Source organism: Paenibacillus sp. FSL R5-0473 (assembly GCF_038004565.1).
Taxonomy (GTDB): Bacteria; Bacillota; Bacilli; order Paenibacillales; family Paenibacillaceae; genus Paenibacillus; species Paenibacillus amylolyticus.
This window is the reverse complement of sequence record NZ_JBBORL010000002.1, coordinates 106445-126954: the sequence shown is the minus strand read 5'-3', so window position 1 is coordinate 126954 and position 20510 is coordinate 106445. Positions and strand designations below refer to the sequence as shown.

18 protein-coding genes are annotated in these 20510 nt (G+C 36.9%); 6 read left to right on the top strand and 12 right to left on the bottom strand.

The features are described 5' to 3' along the window. Nucleotides 1–138 precede the first annotated feature (138 nt). Both MKY28_RS30525 and MKY28_RS30520 read right to left on the bottom strand, forming a co-directional pair. On the bottom strand, nt 139–444 hold the full coding sequence (locus MKY28_RS30525; RefSeq protein ID WP_100528649.1) for a hypothetical protein: 306 nt from the start codon (nt 442–444) through the stop codon (nt 139–141). Nucleotides 445–616: 172 nt separating this feature from the next. After that, nucleotides 617–1357, bottom strand: coding sequence for an AAA family ATPase (locus MKY28_RS30520; protein ID WP_445670943.1), 741 nt, complete (start codon nt 1355–1357; stop codon nt 617–619). Between the two features lie 476 nt (nt 1358–1833). On the opposite strand from MKY28_RS30520, the gene MKY28_RS30515 reads away from it, so the two are divergent. Continuing rightward, complete coding sequence (locus tag MKY28_RS30515) at nt 1834–3021, top strand: M28 family metallopeptidase (RefSeq protein ID WP_340938247.1); 1188 nt, start codon at nt 1834–1836, stop codon at nt 3019–3021. Between the two features lie 191 nt (nt 3022–3212). On the opposite strand, the gene MKY28_RS30510 is transcribed toward MKY28_RS30515, so the two are convergent. The 3 genes from MKY28_RS30510 to MKY28_RS30500 form a co-directional block, all read right to left on the bottom strand. Beyond that, nucleotides 3213–3695 (bottom strand): hypothetical protein, encoded by a 483-nt coding sequence (locus MKY28_RS30510; RefSeq protein WP_340938245.1) that lies wholly within the window; start codon nt 3693–3695, stop codon nt 3213–3215. Nucleotides 3696–4049: 354 nt separating this feature from the next. Then, nucleotides 4050–5264, bottom strand: a complete 1215-nt coding sequence (locus tag MKY28_RS30505; protein WP_340938243.1) for an S-layer homology domain-containing protein — start codon at nt 5262–5264, stop codon at nt 4050–4052. A 121-nt stretch (nt 5265–5385) separates the two neighbouring features. Then, nucleotides 5386–5799, bottom strand: coding sequence for a hypothetical protein (locus tag MKY28_RS30500; RefSeq protein ID WP_340938241.1), 414 nt, complete (start codon nt 5797–5799; stop codon nt 5386–5388). 531 nt (nt 5800–6330) lie between these two features. Here MKY28_RS30500 and MKY28_RS30495 point away from each other — a divergent pair. The 4 genes from MKY28_RS30495 (at nt 6331) to MKY28_RS30480 (ending at nt 10514) form a co-directional block, all read left to right on the top strand. Next, a complete protein-coding gene (locus MKY28_RS30495; protein WP_101314327.1) occupies nt 6331–6681 on the top strand; it encodes a hypothetical protein in 351 nt (116 codons plus the stop codon). Between the two features lie 160 nt (nt 6682–6841). Further along, nucleotides 6842–7513 (top strand): SOS response-associated peptidase, encoded by a 672-nt coding sequence (locus MKY28_RS30490; protein WP_340938239.1) that lies wholly within the window; start codon nt 6842–6844, stop codon nt 7511–7513. A 1783-nt stretch (nt 7514–9296) separates the two neighbouring features. Further along, nucleotides 9297–9935, top strand: a complete 639-nt coding sequence (locus MKY28_RS30485) for a hypothetical protein (RefSeq protein ID WP_340938236.1) — start codon at nt 9297–9299, stop codon at nt 9933–9935. A 24-nt stretch (nt 9936–9959) separates the two neighbouring features. Beyond that, nucleotides 9960–10514: a hypothetical protein gene (locus MKY28_RS30480; RefSeq protein ID WP_340938234.1), complete on the top strand. Its 555-nt coding sequence runs from the start codon at nt 9960–9962 to the stop codon at nt 10512–10514. Nucleotides 10515–11422: 908 nt separating this feature from the next. Here MKY28_RS30480 and MKY28_RS30475 read toward each other — a convergent pair. From MKY28_RS30475 to MKY28_RS30460, 4 genes are all read right to left on the bottom strand, one after another. Further along, complete coding sequence (locus MKY28_RS30475; protein WP_340938232.1) at nt 11423–11986, bottom strand: GNAT family N-acetyltransferase; 564 nt, start codon at nt 11984–11986, stop codon at nt 11423–11425. Next, nucleotides 11934–12110: a hypothetical protein gene (locus MKY28_RS30470; RefSeq protein WP_165789821.1), complete on the bottom strand. Its 177-nt coding sequence runs from the start codon at nt 12108–12110 to the stop codon at nt 11934–11936. Before MKY28_RS30470 ends, MKY28_RS30475 begins: the two co-directional genes overlap by 53 nt. 767 nt (nt 12111–12877) lie before the next feature. Next, nucleotides 12878–13108, bottom strand: a complete 231-nt coding sequence (locus MKY28_RS30465) for a tyrosine-type recombinase/integrase (protein ID WP_256332416.1) — start codon at nt 13106–13108, stop codon at nt 12878–12880. Between the two features lie 946 nt (nt 13109–14054). Further along, nucleotides 14055–14423: a hypothetical protein gene (locus tag MKY28_RS30460; protein WP_091036808.1), complete on the bottom strand. Its 369-nt coding sequence runs from the start codon at nt 14421–14423 to the stop codon at nt 14055–14057. 197 nt (nt 14424–14620) lie between these two features. Here MKY28_RS30460 and MKY28_RS30455 point away from each other — a divergent pair, with 197 nt between their 5' ends. Next, the gene (locus MKY28_RS30455) at nt 14621–15121 is read left to right on the top strand and encodes a hypothetical protein (RefSeq protein WP_091036805.1); all 501 of its coding nucleotides are present in this window, start codon (nt 14621–14623) and stop codon (nt 15119–15121) included. A gap of 298 nt (nt 15122–15419) precedes the next feature. Here the strand turns inward: MKY28_RS30455 and MKY28_RS30450 are convergent, their stop codons facing one another. From MKY28_RS30450 to MKY28_RS30440, 3 genes are all read right to left on the bottom strand, one after another. Continuing rightward, nucleotides 15420–15713 (bottom strand): hypothetical protein, encoded by a 294-nt coding sequence (locus MKY28_RS30450; protein ID WP_091036803.1) that lies wholly within the window; start codon nt 15711–15713, stop codon nt 15420–15422. Nucleotides 15714–16544: 831 nt separating this feature from the next. Continuing rightward, entirely contained in the window at nt 16545–17870 is a 1326-nt protein-coding gene (locus MKY28_RS30445; protein WP_340938228.1) for a DNA primase, read from the bottom strand. Between the two features lie 788 nt (nt 17871–18658). Beyond that, entirely contained in the window at nt 18659–20152 is a 1494-nt protein-coding gene (locus MKY28_RS30440) for a hypothetical protein (RefSeq protein WP_149847053.1), read from the bottom strand. Nucleotides 20153–20510: the final 358 nt, after the last annotated feature.

Below are 20510 nucleotides of genomic sequence, written 5' to 3'. Positions count from 1 at the left end.
AGGTACACAAAAAAAAGATTTTGAGCATTTCCGCAACGATCCCTATTGTCAGTCCGCTAGTTAAAAACAGTAGTTGATCTCGGTGTTGCCTTCTTAAGTTTTATTAAGTTAACGTTTCGATAAATAGGAATTAAGCATTCATACAGTTAGTCCAAGCTTACTAATAAGTAAATCACCTTGTTCTATTTTCAATGAGTTCTTTTCTTGTTTAAACGCCCAACCAATTTCATTCGCGTGCCTTATTAAAAGTTCGCAATTCCTAGGTTTGTGTGGGTTAAAGTGCCAACTACCTTCCCATGTAAATAACACTTCAAAATATGAGGTTTTAGATGAATAAACCTTAAAATTAACAAACGTATTACTAGGAATCTCATTAATGACACAGTGAAACTGATAACCATTTACCATTATCTTTTTAGCTCTCTTGCGGAATGTCTTTCCCATACAAATGACCCTCCTGAAACACAATAGTCTTTCAAGCATGACGAGTCATACCTTAGTTCGAAATATACCACATAACTAGAACTATACTGCCTGTTGCTTAATCTTCACAATAGATCTTTTCCTTTAAAGCGACCTCTCTTAGGCTGTAGGTTTCCATGGTATAGCAGTGGATTTAATCTTGACCTTCTTCAAATAATTCTCTGAGCATCCTATCCTTGTTATTCACAAACTCTTTCATCATCATAAAATGGTCGGTTTCTTCCAATACTTGAACCTCGATACCATCTGGCTTTAGATTGTAAATAATCGAATCTGGGTATGCCATGAGGATTGGGGAATGGGTCGCAATAACAAATTGAGAGTTTTGCAAAACAAGTTCATGGATTCGTGTCAGCATCGCCATTTGGCGAAGGGGAGACAATGCAGCCTCAGGCTCATCCAGTATATATAATCCATTCTCCCCGAATCGATGAATGAACGTGGAAAAGAACGACTCTCCGTGCGATTGCTCATGCAAGGACTTGCCACCGTACGAATCTTTAATAGGGCGAATAGGGCGACCGAATGAAGGCTGACTGTCCAACTCATCGATCGTCGTGGCTAAATTATAATAACTTTCTGCCCGGAAGAAGAAGCCATCCCTCGGGCGTCGCGGACCTTTGATCAATTGTATATATTCATATAAGCTCGAGTGGGTAGCCTGGGTTGAGAAGGAAAAGTTGATGGTCCCACCCTCCGGGTTAAATCCCCATGCAACAGCGATGGACTCCATCAGTGTTGATTTGCCCATCCCATTTTCACCTACGATATAGGTTACCTTGGGGTGAAAATCAAGAGTATTTAGACTTCGAATGACTGCCAAATTAAAGGGGTAACGATTATAAGTGGGGACTTCGTGCCTTTTGAGCTGAATTTGTCGTAAATAGGCATGCTGTACATTCAATATAGTTCACTCCCTTAATCGTTATCCTCACCTTTGTTGGCCGACGCTGACTCATGTCGCACCTTTCGTTTACTCCATCAATCAAATCATACCACATACCGAAACTACTCTGCCCGTTAGCTTAACAAGTATCGCCTATCTAATATAGTTCTCCACCGTCCTCCCCATTTCTTAGTTATTCAGTGATTCTTAAGAACTATGATATGTGATACAATATTCCTAATCCTACCAGTGTTAGATGGATATCTTTAATGAAAAGATGAATTACATTTTCTAAATTGTGAGGTGAATTATCAGAGTAACAAGCTAGGTACTAAACATTGCTAGTACATAGAGTATGTTTTTGGGAGGCCGTTCTCAAAAATTAACGGTAATTAAGTATGAATAGAACGTACGGTGTAAGGCTTTTGTAGAACTTGAAGAACGAATTGATTTGAGGAGGAAATATGAAAAATATTTTAAAGGTTCAGGGTATTCTATTGGCTATTCTGCTGGTTATTGTGGCTCCTGGAAATGCATTGGCTTCAGGCTCTTCTTCCATCGCAACAAATGCACAAACATATCTGGAGTATATGGGTGAACACCTTAAAGATAGTTCAGCCTCTCCTACAGATAATTCCATGGGAAATGGTAAAGTTCATGAACAGACAAAACGATGGATTAGGAGCACGCTAAGAGAAATTGGCGTAGACTCTCGATATATTAATGAGCAAAATTTCAACACACAAAAAGACACTACTGGCGTAATTTCTGCGCCGTGGGGACATCATGTATTTTTTAAAGGCTCGAATATTGAAGTTACACTGAAAGGGAAAGATCCTAGCAAACAAATCATTGTTAGTGCCCATTATGACGGATCAGGCTATTCGAATAACGCTTCGGGGGTAGCATTAATGCTCGCTCAAATCAAGGAGCTAGTCGACAAGAAATCTCCTCACGCAGTTAAATTGCCGTATACCGTAAAATTTGTTTTTTTTGACATTGAGCGATTCGATAAGGGATCAGAGTACTATGCAAAGAAAATGACTGCAGCAGATAAGAAGAATACTCTTTTCATACTCAATATCGATAATATCGCTCGTGGTGATTACCCCAATGTTTATGGAGGCATAACCGATCCAAATAATAACTCTGTTGTACATACGGAAGCATATAAATTAGCCGTTTCCAAAGCCTTAGAATTAGGAATTAATGTATTTGATACAGAGGCGCTAGATGGATATTACAACACACATGGCAAAGGTCCCGAAATTAGCGAAAATACGATATATACCAACCCATGGACAAGCTCAAATCCTTCTCCGGGCGTAAAGTATTCTGTACTTTCTCCTTCAAATGGAATAAGTAGAAGTCATATGCTCTTTGTAGAAGCAGGGATACCTTATGCAAGTTTCGAAGCCTCGAACTGGTTTGCAAAAAGCATGGATGGTACTTTAATTGAAGCTCAAAATGATGGATTAATATCTTTCGTTCAACGAGATTTCTACATTTCAGGAGGGAAAGAGCATGATACGATGAAAATTCTAGAAGCTTATTTTCCAGGACGTTCATTGGCACATTACGATGTCTACGGACCATTGTTGAACAAAATGCTGATGGAGCCAGACATCAAAATACTCCGACCAAGTCAATAAAAGCAATCTACATCAAAAACAGTTACAGGGAGCTATGAATCCGAATTATTCGGCGCTTAGTTCGCCCGTAACTGTTTTTGTTTGATTTTTCTCGACTCTGAGGTGTAATTTTAGTTGCCATAAATTGAACGTTTGGTCACGAAGCCTCCTTTTAAACCTGTATGTAGCCATACTGTCTTGTCATAAGGCTACTAGAGAAAACTCATAGTCTCATTTCTTATAAGAAACTGAAACCATTCTTCTTTTTCCACATATGGAACTATTAATTGATAGTTCTTGCCGAAAACAAAACTTAAAAGAAACGTATCTAAATTTTCGAATTCTTGGAACCTCCCCTCCTCTTCTATTAGAATCAACGAACCAGAAAACTTGTCTATAAAAAGCGGTTTATACACTACTTGTCCTATCTCAAGCCACCTATTTATAAACTCAGGGAATTCGCTTACCCTAAATTGATTATCAGGTAATTCTTCATAGGTCCAAAAATCAATCGCCCCACAGCGTGCACCATTTGTTTTTTCTAGAAATGAAATGTACTGAGTGAGGTGAACAGAATTAAACTCAAACTGAATACCAGAGATCCCCTCATTTAACTCACCAACTATTATCCCATTTGGATCCTCTTTCAAGCTTATCTTTAACCTGCAAATTATATCTTTTAGATTCTTATTCATCTTTGGCTGCACTCCATATGTATATCTCATTAATAGCGTTGAATTTTCTTAATTATATCACGATGGCTTTGATTCATCGTATCATTAGCATTTGTAAATTGGGATAGAACAGGCTTAGCCGATACACTAATCATAATAACCACAAAATTACTATTATGACTCCTTTAGAATACATCTTCACAAGTGTTCACTTCGTATACTTACTAGCTCTTCACTCTTTATGAGCTCCATCTCTTAAACCCCAACAAATAATGGTGAGTTACGCTAATCTTCCTGTTAGCTGAATCAAAGAAGCAGCCGATTATATTCATCAGCTGCTTCTTTGGTTTTCCGTGATTTTAATAACACAAGGATTTAGGTATAACCGAAAGCAACCTTAAAAGAGGTCACCATTACATGATAGAGTACTTGGGTTTCATCATTGACAATAAACGAGATCGTATACACGTCTTCAATATTTTGGATCGGATCATAAATTGAAATATCCTCATAGGTGCCATCGCTCATCCTTTTATAAAAATACTCTATGATCCCTTTGCCGCTCACTCCAGCTGACCCATATCGATCTATAATATCTGACAAGGTGCTTTCACCCAACACAATCCCTTTTTTTGTGATTAGTGAAGTAGCTGTATTAGGGGAACCATCCATGTATGAGTCAATACTCCAACCATCTAACTCTCCACTCTGGTTAAAGTGTGCGGTGAATAACGGATATGTATCAGAATCAAATATATTCTTTCCTTTAGATTCTCCGAATTGTTCATCAATTGATTTTTTCGAGTCTCCAAATCTAAGTTCTGGAACATCGCCAAGAATGTACAAACTAAAATCCTCATCAGTAACGGGCTCCGTACTAAAATCAGGAATCACTTCAGAATTTATGTCCATTAGATCAGGAAGAAGACTAAGATCTGTAGGAACTTTTGGTCTTACATCGATCTTCAGTTTTCCATGAAAAGCAAGCTGACGTATCCATTGAAGTGCTTCTGCTCTTGTAAGCGTACTTTCCTCATCAAACTGCTCTGGAGAATTAGCTTCACTGTTGGATAATCCATGTCCAATCAGATAGGCAACAGCATATTGGCCAGTATAATGAACGCCTTGAGTTGCACTGATAATTTCTGCAGCACGTAGTTTAGTAATGGGCTGCATTCTCATCGCAAAGTTGTTTTCTCCCGTTGTCGGATGGTTGTATAGTTTAGCCACCCTGTAGAGACCTTCTGTCCAACTCTCACTGGGTAGATATGCACTATTTGCACTTGCATTTGGAATGGCCATACCCTCTGCTCTGTATAACATCTTGAGGAATTCAGCCTCTGTGATTACTTGATCAGGCTTAAGGTTGTAATCGGAATATCCATTAATTATATTTTCAGAGATACCCCATTGAAAGAGACGCTTGGCCCAGTGCTCGTTCATGTCTCCTGCTGGAATTCCTCTCCACGTCAAAGTGGCTATATCTTTGTCATTCTGCTCCTGCATCTCGGATCCGGCTACTGCAGTTGTAGAACCCAATAGTGATGCGGCTAAAACCAAACAAGCAGTCATACGTGTAATACTTTTCATTATCGTACCATCCTTCTAGGATTTAATCGTAACTATAATTATTTATCGGGTGCTTGGCTTATTATGTATAGAATAATAGTAAAATAGCACCGATTCAAGACTCGTAACACGCCTTCACCTCTCATTTATGGAAATCCATTTTTCCAAACAACTCTTGAATTTTTAATGTCAATGCCTCGTTGTGGATGTAATAATGTCCGCCCTGCGAATTCGGAGTGAATCCCAACTTACTCATGTGACCTTCCCGCAAAGATACCGAGTACAGGAAGCCACTTCTCTCCTCTTGGTTCGAATCAGGCTCGAATTTCATGTCTTTTATTTGATCAATCCACTCTAGGATCTGTTTTTGGTTAAAGAACATTTTCCGCTCGCCTGAGCTACCGTCCGTAATCTCAATGGAATCCACATTCGCAATATCCCCTGGATAGAGTTCTTGCAATGTCATTGTGGTCAGCTTCTCAGCTTGAGGTTTACTGCAAGCAACGATCGCAAACCCCATGAGTAGCACTAGTAGAATACATATTTTTTTCCTCATGTTCCTCCTCCTTTTGCTACACAGACGCACCTAAAGTAACTTATGTTGCTAGCTCAACGAAATGTGGAGCAGCTGCGAACGGCAAACTGCTCCTTTCATTTTGCACACTACCATTATCCTTTAAGTTTATCTCAAACTTAAATTTGTCGCATCTGAGATAATGCGCCTCGGAGGACCAAATGATCTTATTGGATAGCGATAATGATTGGTTTAGTTAACCATTACGCATAGTTCTCTTCAAAAGACCGCTGTACAAAACCGGTAACCACTTCTGGAGAAACGTACAAAGTAAGGGAGTGGTAAATCAAGCGCCAATACACGTTGAGCGTCAGTTGAAGGAGTATTTTAAGGAGTTGCCGAAATAATTAAACGTAGGTCGGGCTTAGAAAGGCTGAGAAGGTGTAGATATCGAATACATAAGTCCATCAGAAAATCGTGGTGCTGGTAGCTAGGTAGACAACCAGTTGGAAGAATTCCGGATGCTGCTACCCATTAAAAGAGTTTAAACTTGAATGAGGGGTTAACTGTTCTATGAGTAAAAAGATTAACGAAATTAGTGACTACGTTGGTGTGTTTTGTTTAGGTGCTTTAACATTATCACTTTTTGTATTATCAATTATGTTTATTATTAAGAGCTTTATCAATATTTATAGAAGATTAAAAGGTGTAAAAATAGACAGAATGACGGCTTGTACAACATGTCGACGTTCGATTTCAAACACTGCTATTATTTGCCCGTACTGTGGTGAACATTACGGTAAAATGAACGGATTAGGTGATTCCATATTTATCTGTTTTCTTTTTGGAGTAGGTCTTTTCGTATTAGGAATTGCGAGTCTAACAGAGTCCGTTGAATGGTTTGAACGAACTTATATGAACTGATCAACACATGTCGTTTTCTCCATAACTTACCGCCTCAATCCTTTATAGCAAACCGCTATAATTAGGTTGAGGTGTTATTATGTACTCCCCCAAATTTAAGATTACCCCGTACACCAGTGTATGATTATATATTGTAAGCACAATACAGGAGGTGTTTTGTATGTGTGGTAGATTTACAATCACTGACCCTTTAGAATCTATCTTGGATAGGTACTATGCATCTATTGCTGATGGATTTGAGTACAAGCCTAACTATAATGCTGCACCCATGCAGTACATCCCAACTATTATCGGAAGTAAAAACGGTAATAGATTAGGCGCTCTGCGCTGGGGTCTGGTGCCCACTTGGGCAAAAGATGATAAGATCGGGAATAAAATGATTAATGCCCGCGCAGAAACATTAGCAGAGAAGCCGTCCTTTAAACGTCTGATCAGCTCCAAACGCTGTATCATCCCCACGAACGGATTCTACGAGTGGAAGAAAGAAGAATCAACAAAGCGACCGATGCGAATTCTGATGAAAGACGATAGTATCTTTTCATTGGCAGGATTGTATGACACGTGGACAGATCCAGATGGAAACAGACTGAGTACCTGCACCATCATTACAACGGAACCAAATAGTCTTATGGAGGTTATCCATAATCGTATGCCGGTCATCTTGCGCCCTGAGGATGAGGCTGAGTGGCTTGGAAGAGATAATGATGATGTCCAATCGTTGCTCGGTTTTCTTAAGCCATATCAAGCATCTGAGATGCGAGCGTATGAGGTGCCGAAGGAAGTGGGCAATGTGAGAAATAACAGCGTGGACTTATTGAAAGAAATAGTTTAGTGGTAAAGCTTTATCGACTTATTTAGGTCGGTAAAGCTTTTTCATATTTAAAAGTGCATCATTGTTCTTAAAATTAACTCTTATTCATATCGAAAAATCCTATACAAAAATAGACTGGCAGTTGATTTTAGTGGTAATGAATCTGGGCTATCAGAAATAGTGAGCCAAGAGTATCCAGTACAAGCATCTGGAGACCGCGCCATCCTTGTAGTAACCCTGACAACAGGTTGGGATAAAGAAACGATCTTCCGATGAGTGATGTAAATGCATTCCTCAGATGGAACGATGATCGCGAGGCTGGAACTGGCCCGGCCAAGTTTGCTATCAACAAATACAGCAACAACAAAGGTCCATTCAACAAGCGTACTGATTACGTGATATTTTGTAATATTTTGACTTTGAGATAAGTGAATATACGACCAACTAATTACATGGATATGTGCTCATTTGCACAGAGTCTTTTAGATGTAAAGAAATAAATGGAAATAGATAAACGAGTTTGATAAAATAAATTGGATTATTACATAGATGGAGGAATAAAATGTTTGATAATATGGCATCTTACTCACTTCTGGGTATTGCCGGTCTCATCACTACTTGTTTGTTTATATTTGGTATGGCTTGTTTAATAGCATTTTTTATCAATATCTTCAGATTGATCAAAGGTCGATCTAACCGAAAGTTAGAACAATGCCAATCGTGTGGTAATACTATCTCAATATCAGCTATCATTTGCCCTAATTGCGGCCACCACTATGGTAGATCTAATGGAGCTTTCAATTCAATTTTCGGGTCATTCGTTGGTTTCGTAATTTGCATTGGCGGTGGATTTATAGCATTAGCTGAACTTATGAAGATGTTTAATGATAAGTAATTAAGTGAGAAGGAGCTAGTAAAGGCTCCCATTTTTGTACCCTAAATTCAAACGCGTTACGGAAGTACCTACCGTCTATGCACTTAGTTGATGCTTTTCTTATACTCGATAAGTATTCATTTTCTAAAATTCATTCATTTCTATAGAAAATTATATCTAGGTCTGATAGACTGTGCTGGATTGATTACATAGTTGGAGGAACGTCATGTTCGAGCGCATAAATAATGTAATAGGTAATTTATTCGGTATAGGGATCATTATCGCAATGTTTGTACTTGCAATCCTAGCTTTTAAAGCAATGTTTAGAAATATAAAAAGAAAGTTTAAACCTAATGCTAACAACTTAATGCTAACAACTTAATGCGTTGCGAATCTTGCAAAAGTATGATTTCTGCGGACGCTTTAATGTGCCCACACTGCGGGCAACATTACGGTAGATCAAGGGCTGGTAATTCTATATTTTACTGTTTATTGGCCGGATGTGGATTTTTGTTGGGGGCATTTTATGGTCTCCAGCTCTTCTTTGAAGATGAGGAGGTACTTTTTTTTATCCGAACATACTTGAATTAATCGAATATTCAGTAAAAATAGGAGCCTTACAAGGCTCCTATTTTTGTACCCTAGACTCAAATGTATTTCGAAAGTACCTCTTCCCCATGATCTTAATGGATACTGTGCTATACGCTTCTACTGTCTAACATAGTTACCGATGTGCTCTCGGTGTCTAATATATGCGAGATTGCTACCCCAGATTGTATTCAGGCTGCAGCGAGATACTCTATATCTGTGTGAAATATTCTATATAAATGTACTCTTTCTACCTCACTCATACATTTATATAGAATATTTCACCTGGGTCTGATAGACTATGTTCTGTTGTTAATTATTTCTATATCAGGAGGAAGAAAATTGAAAAAGCCTTTCTACAAAAAGTGGTGGTTTTGGGTCGTTATTGTGGTAGTTATTGCAGCGATCGGTAACATGGAAAAAAAGCCAGAGCCCGAAGAAACCGCACTCGATAGTCAAGCTGTGGCGACCGAGGAACAAATAGATAAAGGAGGCGTCGACGAAGTAAACGAAGCTAACGATAAGGCTCAAGCACTGGATAAAGATGCTGTACTCGCATATACAGCTAACATTAGAGGGCGTACCTTTGTAAAAGAAGTTTTAGTCGGTGATCATAACATAAATGTAGAATTTCATAATACTTTTGTAAACTACAAGTCAGCTAATCCTGAATCGGAAGCCTCAGAAGAAGATTATACTCAATACTTCGCTACTGATGATGAAATCAATAAGATACTCATGGAAGAATCAGTACGCCTTTTAAAACAATTCACCGATGCAGATAACATTGTGATAACTATTCCATTCGAAGGAAAGACATACTCTGTTAATTTGAAGAAATCTGTTGCCGAAACTTACTTCAATGTAGATTTCAATACTCTTCATTCTGATCCCGAAGCTTGGAAATCGAAATTAAGTAGTAAATACTTTAATGAAAATGATCGACAAAAGTTTGTTGACGAATTTGTGCAAGTGAAATGATATTCGTGAAAAAGGAGAACCCACATGAAAAAAGTTTTTCTATTGATATGTTCAATATCAATTTTTTTTGGGTTACTACCAATAACTCTGGTTGATGCTGCTACTGTAAATCCAAAGACATTGTTAGAAAAGAAATTCCCTAGAGAGCGTGTAACAGTCAGTAAATCAGTAGATCTAAACGGAGACAATAAGAAGGAACATTTATTAATCACTGACTCAGGCAACTTTTACCTCATCAACTCTAAAGGTGTTATTGTACTTATAGTTACAAATTATTACAACGAAGAAGATCCTACTTTCCATATTCTTAATATTTCCTCAAAAGAGACACATGTTGCTGTAACGTTAGATTATCCACCTTCAAACACTCAACTATTTGTTTTTAAGTATCAGTATGGAACACTTAAAAAGAAACTCTCCATAATTGGTGATGTAAGTATTAAGATCTTAAAATCAGGTGAGATCAAACAAGTGTGGAAAAGTCATTTGCCTGAAGGAGGGTGGGATGCTGCTGTAGCGCATTATAAGTGGAATAGTAAGAAGGATAAATATGTAGGTTCAGGTGAATTGTCACCCTGAAATCAAACAGACTCTACCGAATCTATGTTGGTAAAGTCTTTAAATATTGTTAAATCATCAATCCTTCGAATAAGTCTTCTAATCTCCCGAATGATATTGATATCACTCGATAATGTTTCTTTGACTTTAATGCCCAATATTTCCTCTGCTCTCCTTCCTCTCCTCTTCTGTTGTCCATGTTCCGCCTGCTCCACTCTCCTTATGAAAGGTTGAGTGTCATTAAAAGGTTATTGCCAATCTATCAAAAATCGATAATTACAGGGGCAAACATGTACATCTCTTGGTTTTATTGATCTTTCAGAATCTAAGGTACATGTAACAGTCAATTGTGAATCTGCAAAATATATGAATATTATCTAATAGAAACTGAAACCCTCCTTCGTAGACATCTGATTTATCCTTAGTCCAGAAAGAGCCAACAGCCGGAGCCACTAAATAAGGCTCCTTTTTGTACCTAAACCGAAACGTATTACGAAAGTATCATCTCTCCATGATCATCACGGATACTGTTCTATACGCTTCTATTGTCTACTCCAGTCAAAGATGTATTCTCGCTTGTCTAATAGATGCCAGACGGATACCCTAAATTTAAAAGCCTCGTCTGCTGCACTTATGACATTCTGTCAAAAGCCTCTAATCTTCTTCAAATTAACTAGTTCCTAGCCCAAGAAGAGATCAGAGATACTTTTTTACTTATTTGCGAATTAATATGATGAAAGTTATGGTTTGTTGGACTGACAGACAAAAAAATATCTGCACAATATACTACAGACTTATTTAAACACATTAAAAATAGATTAAAGGCAGTCACGCAAAATCACCTCCAATATAAAATTTGGACAAATAAAAAAAGCCCTGTTTATAAGGCTTCCATAGCTAATTTCTATGTAAATTTGGTATTTCATTTGTTATTCGTCATAGTATCGTTCTATCAAATCTTGATCGTACAAGTCTATTAGCATTGTAACTAATTCTCCAGAACCTTCTATGTCACTCTCAAACAGTGGCTCAAAATCAAATTTTTTAGCGTACCAACTCCATTTCTCTTTTAGAGCATCAAGTACTATAAAGCGTTCATTGAGTTGAACAGCCATTTTTAATATATTTTCCATTATTGCAGTGCCTATATATTTCCCCTGTAGTTGAATATCTACAGCTAGTCGTGCAATATCTAAAACATCGCGATCTTCTTCTGGAGTGATTGTTGTTAACAATGAGGACAATTTAATGTGTCGCAACGTATAGTACCCAACAAGTTTATCGTTAATGTAGACAACTGTGGTGCTTGATTCTCTTTCTATGTGAGAAGGGTAGGATTCAACGGCAAGAAAAAGATCCATAGAACCATTACCACACTTAAATTTTTTTAAATGAGCTAGGTCATCTATGGATATAATTTTGTGTGTGAGTGTATAATTTTCATTCTCCTCTAGAAAGTCTGTCATGGTACTCCTTAATTTTTCTTGCAGCATGCTTTTTCATAAACTCTTCATTTTTTTTCATTTTGCTAATAAAACGTTCTGCATCTTTTCCTTCAAGAGTTGGTCGTTCACGAAGACTAACAGCCATTCGTTTTCCTCCTTTTTTGCCAGCCAATGCAATCATCTCCTATCTAATTTAGATTAGACAGTTCATTCTATGATTGGATCACCTGATAATATGACTACTAGTTACTCACGAAAGCTGAATAAAATACTAGTTTCCTAGGAATAATATAACATTTTCATATAACATATACAATGTATATGCAACAGGATGTGCGATGACTCTCACATATAATGTGTTTGAGTTCTCATACAAATTGTGTGTTAAAAAACACATACGATGTTGTATTCCTACGCTGCTAGTTAAAAGTATGCTTTCATGGGCATGTAAAAGCCACCTCAGAAATGAGGTAGCTCTTACAATATTATAATTATTTAATACCTTGAGCCCTCATTAACTCATCTAAATCATATTTCAAAGTATTATTCTCGTATGTAGCTTGAAGAAAATTGACCTTGTTTTCTGCGGCTAAGAGAAGTACTATCGAAGTTCTTTTTTTATCAATGAACCACTCAGTTATAAATGCTACCTTTCCTGCAACCATCTTCAAAGTCGCCAATATAAATAGGTATGTTTTTTCCACTTGATGTGATTATATCCATATTGTTAAAAGGAGCATCATTTTCGTCTAACAAATCCCTTTTTATACTGAAATATTATCAAGCTTGTCCCATATGGGTGCATGACGTGTACCAGTACTTTACGACTCTATTCCAAAATGGCATACGGTAGTTGCACCGCACATGATATAAAAGTTCAAAATACCTTGGTGTATCAACGGTTTTTAAGCTCTCAGTATGCCAGTCGTCACAGATGCGTCACAGAAATACGATTTCTTCTAAAGTGTTTGTAACTTCTTGTTGCATGCTTGGTATCACATGACTGTACGTGTCCAACGTAACTGAAATCTTACTGTGTCCTAATCGTTCGGAAATCACCTTAACATTGATATCCTTAGACAATAGTAAGGTTGCATGTGTATGTCGCAAATCATGAAATCTTATATGTGGAAGATCTGCTCTTTTAACATCTTTGGGATAGATTTTCATCATAATTACTTGGAAAAACAGTACCGCCATTTTTCAAATTGAATATAACCAAATCGAGATCAAGAAACTCTCTGCCCAGTTTTCTTTTCAAAGCATCATACTTTTCTTGTTGTGTTCTGAGGACTTCAACCAATTGATTTGGAATAACAGGATTATTTAAAATTATTACTTATTAAGGGTTTTTTCACATTTGTTATGATTAAAACTTCCAAATAAATTGAACATATTAGAATTTAAACAGGATGCATAGGAGGGTTAGTTTACATGAAAGGACGAGAACACTATGAAAATCGAAATACATTATTCACTAGAAAATAGGGATGTTTCAAGAGAAGAATATTAACTTACGTGGTAAAACGAGGAGTTTGCATTACAAAAGAACAATTCGATCTAGAAACAGAAAACGAGGTAACTATAGGAGCTAGATGTGGTCTAGATAAGGATGTACCGATTTTCAATTTAGATCGTAGCTATATTCAGAAGTTTGTCTAAAGCGAATATATAGGAAGGATAATCGTCCGATCTGGAACGCTCTGGTTGAAGGATCAATAGAAGGCGCGCTTGAGATAGGCAATAACGCAATTGCGACAGTTAAGGGAAGTGTCAATGGGGCTATTGGTGTTCTTGATGGTGGAGAGGTAGTAATTCAGGGCACTCTCAATGGAATTCTGAGCGTTGATTCTGGAGGCCAAGCAACCGTAGAGAGCGGAGGTCAAATAGCAGGTAGTATCAACAACTAAGGAAGTGTAGTTCTCAAAGGAAGCCTTTTCGGAGAGCGATTCGGAACTGAAGAGGTTATCATTAAGGGTGGGTTGATTGTATCAGAATAATCTTTCCAATACAGTACTACATTTTAAGTAGCCTTCGGGCTGCTTTTTCTTTTTTCTAAGAAAGATTAATTATATATAAAGAAAGAGGACCGAAAGACAGTCCTCTTTTTATTCACTTAGTTTCTAACATATCCAACACCAAGTTCGGTGTCTCTTACAGCAATTAAAGTAATAGTATATCTGGTTCCATTTTTCATCCAGTAATCATAATAGTGAGCCAATGGTCCAGAAGGAGTATACAATGTGAATTCATGCACTTTTTTCCAGCTATAGTCTGCCTGCTGCTCATCCAAAATAATGTGAACTTGACCTTTTGTTACTTCGAGACCGTATCTTCCGTATTGACCTTGACCTACTACGGGAATCGCAGTATCAACCAACTTACTAGGGTGTACAATTGCATTGTTGGTTTCTGCAAAAACAGATGAGGCGCCGAGCAAACTTAGAATGAAAACTAACCCAAGCAATAACATTTTCTTTCTCATACAAATCTCTCCTTATAAAAGAAATATATTACATATATATAGTACAACAATAAAGAGAATGCTTTAGTGACATTTGTAACAATTAACATTAAATAAATATACTGTAATTAAATATCATAATATGGAAGGTGAATTGAAATAGATGTCGAACTATCTTTAGTATGTAATATATTCTATATAATGGAGGCCCAATATTCATGAGAAAAATTATAACTACATTTTTATCAATTGGATTTCTGGTGAGCAGTATATCTTCAGCAGCATCGGCAGAAATCGATGTAAACAAGCAACATAAAAACGAGAACGAAAATATTTCTAACATTCAAGTTGACACAAAAGTCAATAACCGAACCTCTTCAAATTCTACCGTCTCACTAGCTCAAAGCATGGTCTATTCAACTTCATTTAGTCTTACTTCTGTTTATGAATCATCATGGTTCCAAGTGTCCAATACGGGAGAAGTTAGTATTTGGATACATCAAAAAACAGTTGATCCTAAGTATAATCCATTAGTGCAATATAAATTAATAGGCTCTGGAGCTAATGGTTTTGAACAAAGTATTTATGTAAGTGGGACTTTTACAGATCAAAACACTATACGAAGCTTCAACAATATTCCCGCGGGAACTTATAGAATACAAGTGATTAATTACGGCGGTGTAAGTAAGATACAAGGTGATTTACGGTTATACAATTAACTCAGGTACATTAGTAGATAAAGAACCCAAAAAAGTTTAATTGATTAAGTACAAGTTGGGGATGCATAAGCATCTCCATTTTAAATAAAAGATAAGTCTACCCGATGTACTCTTTCAATACTAAAACTATAGTATGTGAAAAACGTAGACTGATGCACCAAATCAATCCTTGATCCCTTTCCAGTGGTTGCTATTTAGGTAATCGGGATATGAGGCAAAGGTTTCACCTGTGTCGCTACAGTTGATTTGAAAATTAATTTTAACCATGCCATCACATCCGAATGAAAGAATGTTTTATCTATTCATTTTTAAAATGATGTAAATTTTCAAGTTTCACATAGCCTATGCTTCCAGTTTCATCAAACTTTATTCTAGCTTTCAATGGGTTATTTAACTTATCTACTTTGAAGCCTACTAATGTACCCACTTTATCACGATGCTTGAGTTTGTTTGGATTATCAGGAATGACTTTGTAGATTCCTCTATACTCGAGTGTGACCTTGCGGACTAGTTCACCCTTATCTAGTGCCTTAACAGTACATTTAAATGGCTTACCTGCAACCTCAGAAGAAAATTTAATGTCATATAGCATGATTATTCATCATGTTAATGAAAGTATTATTTCACTCACATAACTTTGCGAATTATAATAATGACGTATTTGTACATACTACACTTGGCTCTCACTTTACACTTACTTTTCTACTACAATTATATAACAACGAGTGTCAGACTACCTATGTTTTATGAAACAAATGCAGCTATAGTGACCAATATAACTACTAGTCAGTCAATAATTTAAAAAGCACCCCGAAGGATGCTACAGATTTACTATACTAAAATTAGTGTTTTTAAATCCAGGGCCGGTAATCCTCCATCCTATATGATACAAATCTTTTTCACTTACAGTATCAATTTTATTGTACCCAGAAGAAAGGACTCTCCTTCCCAAATTGGCATAGCATTGGGTAAGGTGAAATTTCGAATTAACTGGAAGACAGGTGTAAGTTAATCATTATCATGTAACAGCACAGTTTCTTTATCAAACACAAAGCCACCATTGTTTACTAATTGAATTTTTTTTCAATATACAATGTTACTCCATAGTATTCTGCTATCACGGGAGAAGTATTATATACTTGCACCTCTAATTCTTTCTCTATATTCATTTCATCGGAGTGTATAGAAAAGTTCAACTTCAAATTAGGATGGTTATGTCTTCTTCTTACATCACGTACTTCATAATCTTCCATAGGAGCCGATCTAAAGTTGTATCGTTTGTAATATCTCTTATCATCAGCCATATGAGGCGCATCTACACTTTGGGGAATAACACCAATCGTCGGTTGCGTCTAATAACTTTAAACGTCGCAACGAGCGTTTACCTTCTCATATACTAAAGAATAGGTTTAACAACGCTCACTCATAAAGTAACTAGACGTCTTGCTTTGGTACGTAAGTCTATTTCAATGGGTAAAATAGACTGCAATAAGATATCATCGAGTCCCTTCCCCAATTGTGGATCCCAGCACCAAATGACAACTTCAATGCCCTCCTCATCTAAGGCTTGCTTTGCAAACTCTGTCAGATGTTCAAATACGTACTTATTCTTTCCTGCTTCTTTCGTTTCGTCTAGGAGAGCATCCATATCCATAGCAATTACTAGCTTTTGGGTTCTCCACTGACGAAGGAGGGGGATCACATCCTTGTAAATACCTACGCCAGGTACACCAATTAATAGTTTTTGAAGTATGTTGCTAGATATATAGGATTTATGTTCGCCTTCGCTACAAACAACAACATCTGACGCAAGATATTTAGTGACTTCTACTCCTATCTCCCAAGCTTGAAGTATTGAAGAAGGCGCAATGATGTTTAATGGTGCTCCAGAGGATGCACCTGCTTTTCTCATTTCATTTACATCATCAACATACTCAATGTTAGGAGCAGAAGAAAACCACATGTACTTTTTATCATCTCTTCCGGTTGATACACGCAATCTGATCATTTGCCCTCTTGCATTTCGCAAAGGAATAAAGTATTTCCCCGATGCAGAGATAGTCCAGAACCAATCTCCCTCATGAATGGGATTTCCGCCTTTCCGAAGCCTCTTTGTAAATCCTGGAACGCGCTCTAAAGAGAAGCCTTCACTTAATAATGTACGAATAATTATGTTCAATTCTTTGTAACTCTTAGGCACTGACCGGAGCCCTATCGCTACAATTTCTTGATCAGAGTATTTTCTTTTAGATCTCCATTCATGGACATGTTCTTCATATATCGGGCACAAGGAAAGGAATCTGCGGTACACTCGATCACATATTTCATCCGATTGCGGTTTAACCTCTTCAATGAAAGGTCGCACCTGATATTTGGGAGTTTTATCTTCATCAGAACGCTTAGATTGACCATCTTCATACGCAACATTAATTCCCATGATCTCTGCGATTCCTAAGATACAATTAAAAAAGTGTTTTCTGTCCCATTCTCCGAATTGACTCCAACAATAAAAGGTTATCGCATCTGCACCTTTACAACCACAACCTCCTCCATCAAAGCACTTAAAAATACCTTTATATTTGGAGATATATGTTTTAAGTCTTTTTTCTGAGCAGTGATTCGGGTTGGGACAATACGTGACCCAAGAAGTGCCTGAACTTTTTACGCTGTAACCCATTTGTACAGCCAATTCATACGCTGTAACATTTTTGACTTCATCAATCGTTTCTTCACTTATAAATTTAGCCATCACAGTTTCTCCTCTTTCCTAAATTCTTAAAACGACAAAAAAATACACTAACTCTTTCCAATGACCAATACATCCTAAAAAGGAATAGGTATCTCAGCATGAGATAGTTGGTCATTCGAAAGAGAAGTGCATTGAAATAGAATTGTCCTTTTGCGCAAGCTAGGACTTATAGGCATTAACAGCTGTTGGTATATCTGTATTTTACCATAGCTAATCCTTTTGAGAAAGCAAATAAAATGATGTGAAGACTGTAGGAGAAACTATTTCTAAATGATCTACTTAATAAAAGATCGATATAGAACCGGGTACATACTCGTCCCATATACGTGTAAAGACTTATCAACAGATAAATACAGAACTATGGTAATACGAATCTGATAAATACAGGAATAACTAAAAATCAGTCATATGATTACAGAAAATATTGGAGAGGAAAATACTTTTGAATATACTGACTTATGACACTTGGCAATTGTCCACAATACAGAATTTAATCTACTAAGTGACTCTGTATTTATATGAAAACTATATGATGATGATACATCTTATCAAACTATCTACAGTATCTTTCTGTATTTGTACGAGGAAAATTAATTCTTTCTGATAAGATTTCAATTTTTATTCTGTATTTATATGAACAATGTCAAAAAAAACAACGGTTCGTAGTGATCCGTTGTTTACCCTCTTCTCTCCCTTAACAATTACAATATAGTCTGTGTCGTAAGAATTCACAGACATAACTATTTCATCAAAACGAATAGCCCTCTTTTTTTACTGATCAAAGAAGGCTAGGCGGTATGCTCTTTAGTTAGAATATGATGTTCAAGTTTGAAGTCGAGAGGAACATCTGGAATTGTAGTCCAAGCTGGCAACATCTCTATTTTGTTGATCATCCACTCTCGCACTGCTCGTGTTTCATATTCATTCTCTAAGCGAATAAGTGCTTGAATCTCAAGTTCTTTATATTTGTCAGGACATTTCCTTAGTGAGAAAGCGTGATTCCTCATCGTTACCGCATCAAGATAATACTGTAACTCATTAGATTGAGTATAATCATATAGGCTAAATGCCGGTGGCCTTGTATAACTACCTTCTAAGGATCTGACGGAAGCCAAACAAAGTTTAGTAAATTCACGTTGGCTGAACATACTTGCTGCAGCTGCAAATTCGTATAATCTATTCTCATCTAATTTACGAGGGCATATAAACTTATATACCCCCGTTTGCTTCGCGATTTCCAGATAAGTCACCATACCTTTGTGACGCATCTCATCTCTTATGAATTCCATAATATTAATCGGGAACATCCGATTCTTTTCATATAATTCCCTGATTTTCTCGATCACATAAACCATATACTTATAACTTTTCCCACGCAGCAAGCGAACTAATTGATAGAAGTCACTTCCATCATTAAGATACTCAAACTCTCCAATCAAATTTTTAGAGAGGAGATTCTTGAGATGTCTAATAACCCTTCTATATGTCTTTTTGCCTTGCAAGACATCTCTATATTGGGTTCCAGGAACATATTTGCTTGTATAAGCTTCATTGACGATTACCGTCAATTTTGGTGAGGTGGTCCCTCTTCTAGCCTCGATGTTCCAAGATGTTATGAGTGGCTTCTGATGTTGTATGGTTGTCGTTGAAAGAAGATGGAGTATATTTTTCAACTCGTACACATGCTTCTTATGGAGCTGTTTTAATATCCCCTTATCTTTATTGAGCCAGTAAAAGACCTCTTTCTCTTTCTCGTTACCTTGTTTACGAAGCAGATCAAAAACTAACTTTTGCGCAGAAATAGGAAGATCCGTAAAGCCCTTAGAAAAGACAAATGGGTTTACGACAACCAGACGACTAATCTTATTCGTATCCGGATTAATAAAGTTTGTAAGAGAAAACTCACTTGTGACGCCAGATAGCTTTTCTTGAATGAGGCCCAAACGTACAAATTTCTCAAATGCTATGTAAAATTGATCATCGCAACACGGATCTTCATAGAGATCATAAAGCTTTTTATAGATTTGGTGTCTTGATACATTTTCAAGCTTACCTTCTGAATTAAAACACACGTGTAGTGTAACCATGAGCATGATGTCTGCTTCTGTCACATGCCACACTAACCGGCCAACTCCATTAGAACGTGTTCTAAACTTTTCACTGGTGTGTATCTTTTCGGAGATTGAAAAAAGCGCATCAATAAAACCATCGGTTAGCGCAATATCCTTTGATCCGGATTCTTTATCTTTAGGTTGGGTGATTTCAAATACAATCTCAGTCACGTTGGGCCTCCTTTCTCTATATAAATGGACTCCAATGATGTAAGTGGTAGAATGGGATTGATCCATCGCTAAAATTCGCAATATAAAAACTAAAACAGCTTTTAAAGACATTTCTTTGGTCTAGTTAACCATGAAACTTGACGCAGTAAGACAATGATTTTCCTCAAGCAGAACCCCTTAAAATGGAGATTCTAATTTTATCCACAAGTCTAAGGAATGATTTACCTTTTTACCTAATTCGACATTATCATTAACCATCTTTGTTGGTCAATCGGAGTAAAATGTATGATCAATGACGGAGTAGAATGTATACTTCCTTCAATAATACATTCCACTCCCTTAAGTATACATTCTACTC

Excerpts from the sequence above, each read along its gene's own strand:
- MKY28_RS30525 (WP_100528649.1), bottom strand. The coding sequence starts at position 444 with ATGGGAAAGACATTCCGCAAGAGAGCTAAAAAGATAATGGTAAATGGT.
- MKY28_RS30515 (WP_340938247.1), top strand. The coding sequence starts at position 1,834 with ATGAAAAATATTTTAAAGGTTCAGGGTATTCTATTGGCTATTCTGCTG.
- MKY28_RS30510 (WP_340938245.1), bottom strand. The coding sequence starts at position 3,695 with ATGAATAAGAATCTAAAAGATATAATTTGCAGGTTAAAGATAAGCTTG.
- MKY28_RS30505 (WP_340938243.1), bottom strand. The coding sequence starts at position 5,264 with ATGAAAAGTATTACACGTATGACTGCTTGTTTGGTTTTAGCCGCATCA.
- MKY28_RS30500 (WP_340938241.1), bottom strand. The coding sequence starts at position 5,799 with ATGAGGAAAAAAATATGTATTCTACTAGTGCTACTCATGGGGTTTGCG.
- MKY28_RS30495 (WP_101314327.1), top strand. The coding sequence starts at position 6,331 with ATGAGTAAAAAGATTAACGAAATTAGTGACTACGTTGGTGTGTTTTGT.
- MKY28_RS30490 (WP_340938239.1), top strand. The coding sequence starts at position 6,842 with ATGTGTGGTAGATTTACAATCACTGACCCTTTAGAATCTATCTTGGAT.
- MKY28_RS30480 (WP_340938234.1), top strand. The coding sequence starts at position 9,960 with ATGAAAAAAGTTTTTCTATTGATATGTTCAATATCAATTTTTTTTGGG.
- MKY28_RS30475 (WP_340938232.1), bottom strand. The coding sequence starts at position 11,986 with ATGCTGCAAGAAAAATTAAGGAGTACCATGACAGACTTTCTAGAGGAG.
- MKY28_RS30465 (WP_256332416.1), bottom strand. The coding sequence starts at position 13,108 with ATGAAAATCTATCCCAAAGATGTTAAAAGAGCAGATCTTCCACATATA.
- MKY28_RS30460 (WP_091036808.1), bottom strand. The coding sequence starts at position 14,423 with ATGAGAAAGAAAATGTTATTGCTTGGGTTAGTTTTCATTCTAAGTTTG.
- MKY28_RS30455 (WP_091036805.1), top strand. The coding sequence starts at position 14,621 with ATGAGAAAAATTATAACTACATTTTTATCAATTGGATTTCTGGTGAGC.
- MKY28_RS30450 (WP_091036803.1), bottom strand. The coding sequence starts at position 15,713 with ATGCTATATGACATTAAATTTTCTTCTGAGGTTGCAGGTAAGCCATTT.
- MKY28_RS30445 (WP_340938228.1), bottom strand. The coding sequence starts at position 17,870 with ATGGCTAAATTTATAAGTGAAGAAACGATTGATGAAGTCAAAAATGTT.